Consider the following 14,296-nt stretch of genomic DNA (forward strand, 5'->3'; position numbering starts at 1 on the left):
AGCGGCTGCGGTCAGTAATACCCACAGGCGCGACACGGATGTTCGGCATATTTAAGGAAGAGTCATGCGCTGTCAACCACGATACATCGGACCGGTTTACATCTGGTTAAAAAACAACCAGCACTGTTTGCTCTGCGACGAATCCACCGATACCCCTCACCCGATCTGCACCCCCTGTGAAAGCGAGCTGCCCTGGCTCGGTGATCAGTGCCAGGTTTGCGCCCTGCCCTTGCCCATGGCGGGTTTGACTTGCGGCCAATGCCTGAAAAAGCCGCCGGCCTTTGCCCAGGTCGTAGCGCCCTGGGCTTACGGCTTTCCGATCGACAGTTTGATCACCCGCTTCAAGCATCGGGCAAAGTGGCCGATTGGTCGTTTGCTGGCCGAACTTCTTGGCCAATCGCTGCACCATCGCTTCGATGAAGACCTCACCCGGCCCGATGCCCTGATCCCTGTTCCTTTATCGAACAAGCGCCTGCGCGAGCGCGGTTACAACCAGGCGGCGATGCTCGCCCACTGGCTCAGCGACAGTTTGAAGATCCCCTGCGAAGAACGTGTATTGCTGCGCACTCAAGACACCACCGCGCAACAGGAACTGAACGCCGAGGCGCGCCGGCGCAACCTGCGAACGGCCTTTGCCCTGGCGCCTGATGCGCAGATTGCAGACCGCCATCTGGCACTGGTCGACGACGTGCTGACCACCGGCGCCACTGCCGAATACCTGGCCCGCTTGTTGATGAATGGCGGAGCCAGACAGGTCGACGTCTACTGTCTGGCCAGAACTCCAAAACCTGGCGATCAGGCCTGACTTGACTCTCAAGCGCCAAGCCGCCAACGTCCGATCCCATCATCACAGCTCGTAGCGCGCCGCCATGTCCTTGCCCACGCTTTTGACCCAACACATCGTCCGTCGCCCGCAGCGCATTGCCTTGCTGCAGCACATTGCCGAGCAAGGCTCGATCACCCGCGCCGCGAAAAGTGCGGGCTTGAGCTACAAGGCTGCCTGGGACGCCATCGATGAGTTGAACAACCTGGCGCAGAAGCCCTTGGTCGAGCGCAGCGTCGGCGGCAAGGGCGGTGGTGGAGCGAAGTTATCCAGCGAAGGTGAACGGGTGTTGCGACTCTATCAACGTCTGCAAACGTTGCAGGCCCAGGTGCTGGAAGCCGCCGAAGACGCCAGCGACCTGGATCTGCTCGGCCGCTTGATGCTCAGAACCAGCGCCCGCAACCAACTGCACGGCAAGGTCGTGGCTATCGACAGTCAGGGGCGCAATGACCTGATCAGCCTGGAACTGGCCGAAGGGCTGAGGATCCAGGCGCAGATCACCCATGACAGCACCCTGCGTCTGGAGCTGGATATGGGTACTGAAGTGGTGGCGCTGATCAAGGCCGGTTGGCTGGACTTGCTGGCCATCGATCAAGCCGCAACCGCCGGGCACAATTGCCTGGGCGGCAGCATCGTAGAGATTCTCGACGCCGAAGACGGGCCCAGCGAAGTACGTATCGCCCTGCCTAATGGCCAGACCTTGTGCGCATTGGCCGAGCCGTTACATCTGAGAACTTTGGCGCTGACGGCCGGGAAAGCGGTGTTGGTGCAGTTCGCAGCGTCCAACGTATTGCTGGGCACCCCGCTGTAGAAATCCCGCTGCAACATTTCCGTCATCGACTCTCTTTAAGGTGTCTTCAAAAACCTGCAGGGAGCTTGATGTGAAATTACTAGAAGAAAACCAGCCCACCGACCTCGAAAACATCGTCGGCCTCAGCCGCCGTGGCTTCATCAGTGCCGGCGCCCTGTGCGGCGCGGCCATGTTTCTGGGCGGGAACCTACTGAGCCGCAGCGTACTGGCCGCCGGTGTCAGTACCGGCTCCAGCAAGCTGCTGGGTTTCAACAGCATTGCCGCCGCCACCAGCGACACCATCAGCCTGCCGCCAGGTTATAAATCGTCGGTGCTGATCAGCTGGGGGCAACCTCTGCAAAAGGACGGACCGGCGTTCGACCCCAGCGGCAATGGCACGGCCCAGGCCCAGGAAGTCCAGTTCGGCGATAACACCGACGGCATGAGCCTGTTCGCCTTCCCCGACGATCATGACCGGGCGCTGATAGCAATCAACAACGAATACACCAACTACCGCTACCTTTACCCCCATGGTGGTATGCCGCAGTCGGCGGCGGATGTGCACAAGGCGCTGGCCTGCGAAGGTGTGTCGGTCATCGAGGTGCAACGCAAGAGTGGCCACTGGCAATTTGTCCAGGGCTCGAACTACAACCGCCGCATCCACGGCAACTCGCCATTGCGTGTGAGCGGTCCGGCCGCCGGGCATGAGTTGCTGAAAACCAGTGCCGACCCGCAGGGCAATACAGTCCTCGGCACTTTCCAGAACTGCGCCAACGGCAAAACCCCGTGGGGCACTTATCTGACCTGTGAAGAGAACTTCACCGACTGCTTTGGCAGCAACAACCCCGAGCTGAAATTCGACGCTGCGCAAAAACGCTATGGCGCGGTGGCCACCAGCAAAGAGATTAACTGGCACCAACACGACCCACGCTTCGACCTGGCAAAAAACCCCAATGAGCTCAACCGCCATGGCTGGATCGTCGAGATCGACCCATTCGACCCGCAATCGACCCCGGTAAAACGTACCGCCCTGGGCCGTTTCAAGCATGAAAACGCCGCACTGGCCGAGACCGGCGACGGGCGCGCCGTGGTCTACATGGGTGACGATGAACGCGGTGAGTTCATTTACAAATTCATCAGCCGCGACAAGATCAATCATCAGGATCCGCAAGCCAACCGCGACCTGCTGGATCACGGCACGCTGTACGTCGCACGTTTCGACGCTGGCGACAGCAACCCCGACCATCCAAAAGGTCAGGGTCAGTGGATCGAAATGACCCATGGTAAAAACGGCATCGACGCCAGCAGTGGATTTGCCGATCAGGCCGAGATATTGATCCACGCCCGGCTCGCTGCCAGCGTGGTCAACGCCACGCGCATGGACCGCCCGGAATGGATAGTCGTCAGCCCGAAAGATGGCCAGGTCTACTGCACCCTGACCAACAACGCCAAGCGCGGCGAAGACGGCCAGCCGGTTGGCGGCCCGAACCCGCGGGAGAAGAACGTCTACGGACAGATTCTGCGCTGGCAGGAATCCAGTGACGACCATGGGGCGATAAGTTTTTCCTGGGATCTGTTTGTGGTCGCGGGTAATCCTGCGGTGCATGCCGGTACGCTGAAAGGCGGCTCGTCGAACATCACCCCGCAGAACATGTTCAACAGCCCCGACGGCCTGGGTTTCGACGACGCTGGCCGGCTGTGGATCCTTACCGACGGCGACGCCAGCAACAGCGGCGACTTCGCCGGGATGGGCAACAATCAGATGCTTTGCGCCGATCCGGTGAGCGGCGAAATCCGACGGTTCATGGTCGGCCCGGTAGGATGCGAAGTGACCGGCATCAGCTTTTCGCCGGATCAGAAAACCCTGTTCGTCGGCATTCAGCACCCAGGCGAGAACGGCGGTTCGACCTTCCCCGAGCATTTGCCGAACGGCAAGCCGAGGTCGTCGGTGATGGCGATCACCCGTGAAGATGGCGGGATCGTCGGCGCCTGACTCTACTGTGGCGAGGGAGCTTGCTCCCGCTTGAGCGCGAAGCGGTCACAGTCCGGTAAATACCGTTTGTCTGACTGAACGCAGTTGAATGTAGTACGACCGCTTCGCGGCCGAGCGGGAGCAAGCTCCCTCGCCACAGGTAATGCACTTAGCCGCAACGATCAATTCAGCCTGCTTTGCGCTACCATGTCTGGCCGGACGCGGCAGCCTGCTGCGCGCAGGAGTCAGCATGGCCCATCCGTTTGAAACCCTTACCCCCGATCTGGTACTCGATGCTGTTGAAAGCATCGGGTTTCTCAGCGATGCCCGCATTCTGGCGCTGAACAGCTACGAAAACCGTGTTTATCAGGTCGGCATCGACGACTCCGAGCCGCTGATTGCCAAGTTCTACCGCCCACAACGCTGGACCAACGAGGCGATCCTCGAAGAACACCGCTTCACCTTCGAACTCGCCGAGTGCGATGTGCCGGTCGTCGCGCCGATGATCCACAACGGTGAAAGCCTGTTCGAACACGCCGGTTTTCGTTTCACCCTGTTCCCTCGCCGTGGCGGCCGCGCGCCAGAGCCCGGCAACCTGGATCAGCTGTATCGCCTCGGGCAATTGCTCGGCCGCTTGCATGCGGTTGGCGCCACCCGCCCGTTCGAACACCGCGAAGCCCTCGGCGTGAAGAACTTCGGCCATGACTCGCTCAATACCCTGCTCGAAGGCAATTTCGTGCCTCGCAGCTTGCTCCCGGCCTACGAGTCGGTCGCCCGGGATCTGCTCAAGCGAGTGGAAGAGGTCTACCAGGCCACGCCACACCAGAACATCCGCATGCATGGCGACTGTCACCCCGGCAACATGATGTGCCGCGATGAAATGTTCCACATCGTCGACCTCGACGACTGCCGCATGGGCCCGGCAGTGCAGGATCTGTGGATGATGCTCGCCGGTGACCGTCACGAATGCCTGGGCCAGCTGTCGGAACTGATGGATGGCTACCGCGAGTTCCATGACTTCGACCCGCGTGAACTGGCACTTATCGAACCGTTGCGCGCTCTGCGTCTGATGCACTACAGCGCCTGGCTGGCCCGCCGCTGGGATGATCCGGCGTTCCCGCGCAGCTTCCCGTGGTTTGGTACCGAGCGGTATTGGGGTGATCAGGTGCTGGCGTTGCGTGAACAGCTTTCCGCGTTGAATGAAGAACCGCTGAAGTTGTTCTGATTCAAGAGCAAAAGATCGCAGCCTGCGGCAGCTCCTACAGAATCTCGTACATCCGTCATTTCGCGGTTGTACCGGTCGGCGTAGGAGCTGCCGCAGGCTGCGATCTTTGCTTTCAGGCACGACACATCTATACAACCTCCTTACAATGGCCGCTCTGACCGTTAGCTGCCTAAGCAAGGACTCTGCATGCAAGCCGCCAACCCGCGTCGCGGGTACATTCTGGGCCTGACCGCCTACATCATCTGGGGCCTGTTCCCGCTCTACTTCAAAGCCATCGCCAATGTGCCCGCCATAGAGATCATCATCCACCGGGTGCTCTGGTCCGCGCTGTTCGGCGCCTTGCTGTTGCTGGTCTGGAAACATCCGGGCTGGTGGCGCGAGTTGCGGGAGAACCCGCGGCGACTGGCGATTCTGGCCTTGAGCGGCACGCTGATCGCAGCCAACTGGCTGACCTATGTCTGGTCGGTGAATAACGGTCGCATGCTCGAAGCCAGCCTCGGTTATTACATCAACCCCTTGGTGAACGTGCTGCTGGGCATGCTGTTGCTCGGCGAGCGGCTGCGGCGCATGCAGTGGCTGGCGGTGGGGCTGGCTGCGGTCGGCGTGGCGCAGCAAGTCTGGCAAGTGGGCAGCCTGCCCTGGGTCTCGCTGGTGCTGGCGCTGACGTTTGGCTTCTACGGGCTGATCCGCAAGCAGGCTCCGGTCAAGGCCTTGCCCGGGTTGGTGGTGGAAACCTGGATGCTGGTGCCGATTGCTCTTGGCTGGCTATTGCTCAACCCCGGCGCAAGCAGTGCCCAGGCCGAGTTCTGGACCACCTCCGAAGCCTGGTGGCTGGTAGCTGCCGGCCCGATCACCTTGGTACCACTGGTCTGTTTCAACGCCGCCGCGCGGCACTTGCCCTACACCACTTTGGGCTTCCTGCAATATCTGGCCCCTACCCTGGTACTGTTGCAGGCGGTTCTGCTGTTTGGCGAGCACTTGTCCTCAAGTACCCTGGTTGCATTCATATTTATCTGGGCCGGACTGGCGATATACAGCGTGGACGCCTGGATCAGCCTGCGCCGCCGCGCCTGATCAAAAAATGCACAAAGCTATGCAGGCCATGATCCACGTGGCCTGCAAGCATCCGCCCCAAGGTTATCCACAGACTGATCCCCGCCGTTTGTGCACAAGCCCTTGAAACTGTTCGTTTTTTGCTCAATTCTTGAAGAGCCCCGGCCAGCCTGGGCTGGCGGCGCGTCTCTACAGGTTATCCACAGGCAGGCGCAGGTTTTACTTGGATAACTGTTACCTCAGCTTTACACCTCGCTGCGTAATACCAATTCCACCATTAAATCGTCCGCAAGGGTTTCCAGGCGCGCCTGCAAGACGTCGAGGGATAAGGTTAGTGGCACCGCCAGAATTGCCTCGGCATGGAACAGCGGCTCGCTGCTCATGGGCGCCGGACGCACATCGGTCACCAATCGCTCCAGGTTTACTCCCTGCTCGCTCAATAAGCGGGTGATGTCGCGCACAATCCCCGGGCGGTCATTACCCACCAACTCCATGGCGATCGGCTTCCAGGTGCAGGATTGCTCGATGCCGCTTTCGGCAATCAGCACGCGGATACCCTGCGCCGACAGCCCTTGCAGCGCATCCACCAGTTCGTCATAAGCCTCGGCCGGCACGCCAACCCGCAGGATTCCGGCAAATTGTCCGGCCATGCGTGACATGCGACTTTCCAGCCAGTTGCCGCCGTGCTCGGCAATGCATTGGGCAATGCGCTCGACCTGGCCGGGTTTATCCGGGGCGAATACGGTAAGTACGAGATGGTCCATGGCATAGCCCTCTTGTCGTGACTTTTGTAATAGAAGGGGAAGTATAGGCAAGCCTCACCGGCATGCCCTGTGGGAGCGAGCTTGTTCGCGATGAACCCGAGAGCGCTACGGTGATTCAGGCGCCCCTCGCTACCGTTAGCGATCATCGCGAGCAAGCTCGCTCCTACAGAAGCGGGTTTTACGCACCGCCCCATTTCATTTGCAGAAAAACAAATCGTGTACTGTTTTTATATTTTTCTGGAACAATCCAATAGTTTTTTGAGAACATCGCATTCCCCAGTGTGACCATACAGCTGGCTTAAGTCGCTAAACGACGTAATTAGTCTAATTTTCACAACCGCTATTCATCATGTAGTATGCCGCAGCGCGCACTACATAACGTTGGATCGATGTCTGCCCAGGCGCCATCACAACCCCGAAAAGCCCCGTCAGCAAAGCTCCGAGCCGTTGATTGGACCCACCCAGCCGCCAGCAATGGCATGTACTGGTGCGGGGGTTTGTGGTTTAAATGGCCAGAGGCTTCATTGTTAAATTGAAGAGCTGAAAAGCGAAATAGCTGAGCAGAGTGAGGCAAGCAATGACTGAACACGTTCAAGTCGGTGGCCTGCAGGTCGCCAAAGTCCTGTTCGACTTCGTGAACAACGAAGCCATTCCCGGTACCGGTCTCACCGCCGATAAGTTCTGGGGCGGTGCCGACAAGGTCATTCATGACCTGGCGCCGAAGAACAAAGCCCTACTCGCCAAACGCGACGACATCCAGGCGCGTATCGATGCCTGGCACCAGTCTCGTGCCGATCAGGCGCATGACGCCGTGGCCTACAAAGCCTTTCTGCAAGACATCGGTTATCTGCTGCCAGAAGCGGCGGATTTCCAGGTAACGACGCAAAACGTCGACGACGAAATCGCCCGCATGGCCGGTCCACAACTGGTCGTCCCGGTGATGAATGCCCGTTTCGCCCTCAACGCCTCGAACGCCCGTTGGGGTTCGCTGTACGACGCGTTGTACGGTACTGATGCCATCAGCGAAGCCGATGGTGCAGAGAAAGGCAAAGGCTACAACAAGCTCCGTGGCGATAAGGTCATTGCCTTCGCCCGCGCCTTCCTCGACGAAGCCGTACCGTTGGCGGTCGGCTCCCACGTCGACTCCACCGGCTACAAGATCGTTGACGGCAAACTGGTGGTCAGCCTCAAGGGCGGCAGCAACACTGGCTTGCGCAACGACGCACAGCTGATCGCCTTCCACGGCGACGCCGCTGCACCGACCGCGATCCTGCTGAAAAACAACGGCCTGCATTTCGAAATCCAGATCGACGCCAGCACCCCGGTCGGCCAGACCGACCCTGCCGGCATCAAAGACCTGCTGATGGAAGCGGCGCTGACCACCATCATGGACTGCGAAGACTCGGTCGCCGCGGTCGATGCCGATGACAAAGTGGTGATCTACCGCAACTGGCTCGGCCTGATGAAGGGCGACCTGTCGGAAGAAGTGTCCAAGGGCGGCAAGACCTTTATCCGCACCATGAACGCCGACCGCCGCTACACCGCGCTCGACGGCAGCGAACTGAGCCTGCACGGCCGTTCCCTGTTGTTCGTGCGTAACGTTGGCCATCTGATGACCATCGACGCGATCCTCGACAAGGACGGCAATGAAGTCCCTGAAGGGATTCTCGACGGCTTGATCACCAGTCTCGCGGCGATTCACAGCCTCAACGGCAACAACTCGCGCAAAAACAGCCGCACCGGTTCGGTCTACATCGTTAAACCGAAAATGCACGGCCCTGAAGAAGCGGCGTTCACCAACGAGCTGTTCGGTCGCATTGAAGAAGTCCTCGAGTTACCGCGCAACACCCTCAAAGTCGGCATCATGGACGAAGAGCGGCGTACCACGGTCAACCTCAAGGCCTGCATCAAGGCGGCCAGCGAGCGCGTGGTGTTCATCAACACCGGCTTCCTCGACCGTACGGGCGACGAAATCCATACCTCCATGGAAGCTGGGCCGATGGTGCGTAAAGCAGCCATGAAGGCGGAGAAGTGGATTAGCGCCTACGAGGACTGGAACGTCGATATCGGCCTGAGCACCGGTCTGCAAGGGCGGGCCCAGATCGGTAAAGGCATGTGGGCCATGCCCGACCTGATGGCCGCGATGCTCGAGCAGAAAATCGCTCACCCGCTGGCCGGCGCCAACACCGCCTGGGTGCCTTCGCCGACCGCTGCTGCACTGCACGCACTGCACTACCACAAGGTCGATGTATTCGCCCGTCAGGCCGAACTGACCAAGCGTGGTCGCGCGTCAGTTGACGATATCCTGACCATCCCGTTGGCGAGCAACACCAACTGGTCGGCCGAAGAAATCCAGAACGAACTGGACAACAACGCCCAAGGCATCCTCGGTTACGTGGTGCGCTGGATCGACCAGGGCGTGGGTTGTTCAAAAGTACCGGATATCAACGACGTCGGCCTGATGGAAGACCGTGCCACGCTGCGTATCTCCAGCCAGCACATCGCCAACTGGTTGCGCCACGGCATCGTCAATCAAGCCCAAGTGCTGGAAAGCCTCAAGCGCATGGCGCCAGTGGTCGACCGGCAGAACGCCAACGACCCGTTGTACCGTCCGTTGGCTCCTGATTTCGACAGCAACATTGCCTTCCAGGCAGCCGTCGAACTGGTGGTCGAAGGCACCAAACAGCCAAACGGCTACACCGAGCCGGTCCTGCACCGTCGCCGTCGCGAGTTCAAGGCCAGGAACGGTCTGTAAACCCCGTCAACTCGACAAAAATCCCCCGGAGGTAAAAGCCCGGGGGATTTTTCTTTCAGGACGCTACGCAGACGCCGGATTACTTCTTGTAGCGTATGGCGTTAGCCATGATGTAATTCGCCACCCGCTGCGCATTGATAAACAAGGCAATGCCCATGACTGTAAGCACCAGGGCGAACAATTTCTCAGAGCCTATAGGTTCATCAAGCACATACCATGAGGTCACGATGCCTGAAATCGGCACTATCACAGACAGTGGCGCAACCTGACTGGCCGGGTATTTCCTCATCAGACGGTTCCAGACCCAATAACCGAAAATCGTCGCCACATACGCTTGAAACAAAATGGATAGAACTACCGCCCCCTTGATATCCACCAGCAACGCCTGAAAAGGCGCAACCCCTTTGACCCAGTAAGTCATCAGGTACAACGGCGGCATTGCATAAAGACTTGACCAGACGACAAAGGAAAACATATCGACCACGTTGCTTTTTTTGACCAGCACATTACAAAGGCTCCAGCACAACGCCGCCAGCAACACTAGAAACAAGCCCAGGTCCTGAGTGTCGCCCTCAGTCACATGAAAGATGAACAGCAACCCAACCAACGCCATAAGAATGCCAGTGACATGGATCGCCGTCATTTTCTCCCCGAACAGCAGCACACCCCAGATTACGGTAAAAAAGGCGCTGAACTGTAAGAGCAGAGAAGTCACCCCCGCACTTACACCGAGAAACATACCGTAATTCATAAGCCAGCACATCCCGACCCCAAACAACAAACCGTACAGTGCTATAACGGTGGAACTTATATTCTTTGGCTTATCAATAAAAAACACCAGAGGGAATGCGCAGAAAGTGAAACGTAATGCTGTCAACATGAATGGATCGATGCCATCGAGACTGATATCAATTACCGAGAAATTACTACCCCACATAACAGTAACAGCAACAATCAGAAGCAGGTCTCGAAAATCCATTTTCATCGTGACATTTCCTGTAATGGTTTTATTATAAGCTCAGGATCCAGGCAAAAGCACACCACCCAGTCAGTCGTCCACGAAAAACCAACTGCAGGTTAGTCACCCCGTTCTGGAAATAAAAAAATACAAACAGTTGCTTGGCGTAGCGCATTAATATCAAGCACTGGAATACCGCTTGTTTGCCCAGGAAAACAATGGACGGCGACTGCAAGGCATCCTTTAAAGTTTCACAAAGATAACCGAACTGAATGAGCGGAGGAGTTACTTATTTGTGAATTGTTATTTCTCGAAACTTAAAGAAAACATTAATGCAGCCAAACATATTTGACGGCTAAAGCATGCCAAGTACTATGAGCCATTCGGTAGTACAGCAATCTGATAGGGAATATCTACGGATTGATCCCCAGCTCATGCTTGACCAACGCCAACAACTTGCCGGTATCGATCGGCTTGAGCAGGAAATCCACCACGCTTAAATGCATGGCGGCGATGGCGTCGCGGACATCGGCGTCCCCGGAAATGATAATGATCGGCAACGCCGCCCGCTCCGACTCCCGCACCTGACGTATCAGGTCCAGGCCACCGCATGGAGCCATGCGCAGGTCCGTGATGAGCAGACCAATCGATTTGTTCGAGTCCAACAGTGCCAGCGCCGCTTTGCCGTTGGCCGCAGTCAGGCAACGAATGCCATCAAGGCCGAGGATCTGCGCCAGCAGCTCGCGCGCGTCCTTATCGTCATCGGCAATCAGTACCCGCTGCGGCGGCAGATCAGGCTCCAGCATGACGGCGCTGAGCGCTTCGCGCTCGGCATCAGTCAAAATATCGTGGTCGGACATACATTTCTCTGGGTTTTCAAATCAGTCCCTTGGCAAAGGCTCAGACATCACCAAACAGACCTTCAATGCGCACTTCGTCGGATAGCTTCAATTAGAGCTTATGACAGTTTTTGCATCTGTTCTGTAGGGTTTCTCCGAAACTTCGATTTACTTGCTGGCTACCTAGGGTCTGTTGACGTTTGGTGGCGAGCCACCAAACGTCAACAGACCCTTAGACTTACGTCCAATGGGCACCCGGCGCAGAGGGGCCGAGGATGACTGATGACTCGACAACAACTCCAAAAAAGCTGCGGTAATGGTTATGAATAAAGCGGATGCCTTCACCCAGGCAGGGAAAACCGCGGTGTTGCAGAACATCCACGGCACCATGCAGTTTCTGCAACGGTTCCCGCCCTTCAATCAGATGGAAAATGCTCACCTGGCCTACCTGGTCGAGCAATGCCAACTGCGCTTCTATGCACCGGGCGACAGCATCATCAAGCCCGCTGACGGGACGGTTGAGCACTTCTACATTGTCAAACAAGGGCGAGTCGTCGGTGAGCGCCCACATACCGCCAAGGGCGGCACCGAAACCACCTTCGACATCGCCACGGGCGAGTGTTTTCCGCTTGCCGCGCTGCTCGGCGAACGCGCGACCCGTACCGAACACCTGGCGGCCGACGACACGTTTTGCCTGCAACTGAACAAGCCGGCCTTTATCAAGCTGTTCGCGCTGTCCAGCGAGTTCCGTGACTTCGCCCTGCGCGGGGTCAGCAGCCTGCTCGATCAGGTCAACCAGCAAGTTCAGCAAAAAGCCGTGGAAACCCTCGGCACCCAGTATTCGCTCAATACCCGTCTGGGTGAACTGGCCATGCGTCATCCGGTGTCCTGCAGCCCGACGACACCGTTGCGTGAAGCCGTGACCCTGATGCACGAGCAACAGGTCGGCAGCATTGTGGTGGTCGACGAGGACAAGGCCCCGGTCGGCATATTCACTCTGCGCGACTTGCGCCAGGTAGTCGCCGATGGCACCAGTGATTTCAGCCAGGGCATCGAACGGCACATGACCCAGGCGCCGTTTTCCCTGACACCGGATCACAGTGCGTTCGATGCGGCGATTGCCATGACCGAACGGCATATCGCCCATGTCTGCCTGGTCAAAGATCATCGCCTTTGCGGCGTGGTCTCGGAGCGCGATCTGTTTTCCCTGCAACGGGTCGACCTGGTGCACCTGGCGCGAACCATCCGCAACGCGCCTCGGGTGGACCACCTGGTGGCGATTCGCGGCGAAATCGGCCAATTGGTGGAACGCATGCTCGCCCATGGCGCGTCCTCGACCCAGATCACCCACATCATCACTCTGCTCAACGACCATACCGTGTGCCGGGTCATCGAACTGACCCTGGCCGAGAAAGGCGACCCCGGCGTGCCCTTCAGCTGGCTGTGTTTCGGCAGCGAAGGTCGTCGCGAGCAGACGCTGCATACCGATCAGGACAACGGCATCCTCTTCGAGGCCAGAGACGCCGCCCACGCCGCCGAAATCCGCGGCAAGTTGCTGCCATTGGCGCAGCAGATCAATCAGAGCCTGGCGCTGTGCGGTTTCACCCTGTGCAAGGGCAACATCATGGCGGGCAACCCCGAGCTGTGCCTGTCCCGCTCTGAATGGGCACGACGTTTCGCGGCGTTTATCCGTGAAGCGACGCCGGAAAATCTGCTGAGTTCGACCATCTATTTCGACTTGCGGGTAGTCTGGGGCGATGAACAAGGCTGCGAGCAATTGCGCCACGAGATTCTCGACCAGGTCGCCGACAACCGCCTGTTCCAGCGCATGATGGCCGAGAACGCCTTGCGCCAGCGTCCGCCGGTGGGGCGTTTCCGCGACTTTGTCTTGACCCGCAAAGGTAACGAGAAAGCCACCCTCGACCTGAAAGTGCAGGGCCTCACCCCCTTCGTCGACGGCGCCCGGCTATTGGCCCTGGCCAACGGCATCGAAGCCAACAATACGCTGGAACGCTTGCAGCAATTGGTCGCCCGAGATGTCATCGAACGGCTGGACGGTGCAGCGTACGAGGAGGCCTACCACTTCATTCAGCAAACCCGCATGCAACAGCATCAACTGCAAACCCGCGAGAACCTGCCTTACTCCAACCGGGTCGACCCCGACAGCCTCAATCACCTGGATCGGCGAATCCTGCGTGAATCCCTGCGCCAGGCCCAACGACTGCAAAGCAGCCTGGCGCTGCGGTATCAACTATGAGCCTGTTCTCCTGGCTACGGCCTGATGGCCCGAAACTGACGCTCGAGCAGCAACAGCGCCTGGAGCACTTGATAGCCGCCCCGGAAATGAGCGAATGCAGTCTGCGCGAGCAGCGCTGGGTGGTAATGGATCTGGAAACCACCGGGCTTAACCTGAACAAGGACGTGGTGCTGTCCATCGGCGCGGTCGTGATCGAAGATGGGGCGATCGACTTCAGCCAGCAATTCGAACAAACCTTGCAGCGCGAAGACCACAAGCTTAGCCCCAGCGTATTGATCCATGGTCTGGGTCCCAGCGCGATTGCCGCCGGGAGCGATCCGGCCGAAGCCTTGCTCGACTTCATGGAGTTCGTCGGCGACAGTCCGCTGCTGGCCTTTCATGCACCGTTCGATCAGCACATGCTCGGGCGGGCTTTGAAGGACAGCCTGGGTTATCGCTTGCAGCACACGTTTCTCGATGTCGCAGACATGGCGCCGTTGCTCTGCCCCCGAGCGCACGTCAGCAAAGCGGGGCTGGATCAATGGATCGACTACTTCAAACTGCAGGTTGGCGAACGCCACCACGCCAGTGCCGATGCGCTGGCCACTGCAGAGCTGGCACTGATCCTGTTCAGCCGCGCGCGGCAGCAGCAGATTCACAGCCCGCTGAACCTGCAACAGCGCCTGATCCAGTGGAAGCGTCGCAAGCAGGCGCATTCGTTCTGAAGACACCGTGAACCCCTGTGGCGAGGGAGTTTGCTCCCGCTCGGCTGCGCAGCAGTCGTAAAACCGGTCAATCCGATTCACCTGATAAAACGCGGTGGCCGATTTTAGGGACGCTTCGCGCCCCAGCGGGAGCAAGCTCCCTCGCCACAGGATTTC

The 14,296-nt window shown here is 58.6% G+C and carries 11 protein-coding genes; 8 read left to right on the forward strand and 3 right to left on the reverse strand.

Annotated elements, in window-relative coordinates:
• Window positions 1-64 precede the first annotated feature (64 nt).
• The 5 genes from ACA064_RS28315 (at window position 65) to rarD (ending at window position 5,884) form a co-directional block, all read left to right on the forward strand.
• Window positions 65-805, forward strand: a complete 741-nt coding sequence (locus tag ACA064_RS28315) for a double zinc ribbon domain-containing protein (RefSeq protein ID WP_497671074.1) — start codon at window positions 65-67, stop codon at window positions 803-805.
• A gap of 64 nt (window positions 806-869) precedes the next feature.
• The gene (locus ACA064_RS28320; RefSeq protein ID WP_497671075.1) at window positions 870-1,634 is read left to right on the forward strand and encodes a TOBE domain-containing protein; all 765 of its coding nucleotides are present in this window, start codon (window positions 870-872) and stop codon (window positions 1,632-1,634) included.
• Between the two features lie 70 nt (window positions 1,635-1,704).
• Complete coding sequence (locus tag ACA064_RS28325) at window positions 1,705-3,606, forward strand: PhoX family protein (protein WP_497671076.1); 1,902 nt, start codon at window positions 1,705-1,707, stop codon at window positions 3,604-3,606.
• A 229-nt stretch (window positions 3,607-3,835) separates the two neighbouring features.
• Window positions 3,836-4,810 carry a serine/threonine protein kinase gene (locus ACA064_RS28330; RefSeq protein WP_497671077.1) on the forward strand — a complete coding sequence of 325 codons (975 nt, stop codon included), beginning with the start codon at window positions 3,836-3,838 and terminating at the stop codon, window positions 4,808-4,810.
• A 186-nt stretch (window positions 4,811-4,996) separates the two neighbouring features.
• On the forward strand, window positions 4,997-5,884 hold the full coding sequence (gene rarD, locus ACA064_RS28335) for an EamA family transporter RarD (protein WP_497671078.1): 888 nt from the start codon (window positions 4,997-4,999) through the stop codon (window positions 5,882-5,884).
• A 224-nt stretch (window positions 5,885-6,108) separates the two neighbouring features.
• On the opposite strand, the gene ACA064_RS28340 is transcribed toward rarD, so the two are convergent.
• Window positions 6,109-6,627 carry a glycine cleavage system transcriptional repressor gene (locus tag ACA064_RS28340; RefSeq protein WP_497671079.1) on the reverse strand — a complete coding sequence of 173 codons (519 nt, stop codon included), beginning with the start codon at window positions 6,625-6,627 and terminating at the stop codon, window positions 6,109-6,111.
• 577 nt (window positions 6,628-7,204) lie between these two features.
• Here ACA064_RS28340 and ACA064_RS28345 point away from each other — a divergent pair.
• Window positions 7,205-9,382 (forward strand): malate synthase G, encoded by a 2,178-nt coding sequence (locus ACA064_RS28345; protein ID WP_497671080.1) that lies wholly within the window; start codon window positions 7,205-7,207, stop codon window positions 9,380-9,382.
• A gap of 79 nt (window positions 9,383-9,461) precedes the next feature.
• On the opposite strand, the gene ACA064_RS28350 is transcribed toward ACA064_RS28345, so the two are convergent.
• Entirely contained in the window at window positions 9,462-10,367 is a 906-nt protein-coding gene (locus ACA064_RS28350; protein WP_497671081.1) for an EamA family transporter, read from the reverse strand.
• Window positions 10,368-10,753: 386 nt separating this feature from the next.
• The gene (locus ACA064_RS28355; RefSeq protein ID WP_497671082.1) at window positions 10,754-11,200 is read right to left on the reverse strand and encodes a response regulator; all 447 of its coding nucleotides are present in this window, start codon (window positions 11,198-11,200) and stop codon (window positions 10,754-10,756) included.
• Window positions 11,201-11,495: 295 nt separating this feature from the next.
• On the opposite strand from ACA064_RS28355, the gene ACA064_RS28360 reads away from it, so the two are divergent.
• Both ACA064_RS28360 and ACA064_RS28365 read left to right on the forward strand, forming a co-directional pair.
• Window positions 11,496-13,436 (forward strand): putative nucleotidyltransferase substrate binding domain-containing protein, encoded by a 1,941-nt coding sequence (locus ACA064_RS28360; protein ID WP_497671083.1) that lies wholly within the window; start codon window positions 11,496-11,498, stop codon window positions 13,434-13,436.
• On the forward strand, window positions 13,433-14,140 hold the full coding sequence (locus tag ACA064_RS28365; protein ID WP_497671084.1) for a 3'-5' exonuclease: 708 nt from the start codon (window positions 13,433-13,435) through the stop codon (window positions 14,138-14,140). The genes ACA064_RS28360 and ACA064_RS28365 overlap by 4 nt, the downstream gene beginning before the upstream one ends.
• Window positions 14,141-14,296: the final 156 nt, after the last annotated feature.

This window comes from Pseudomonas sp. LBUM1658 (assembly GCF_059716055.1).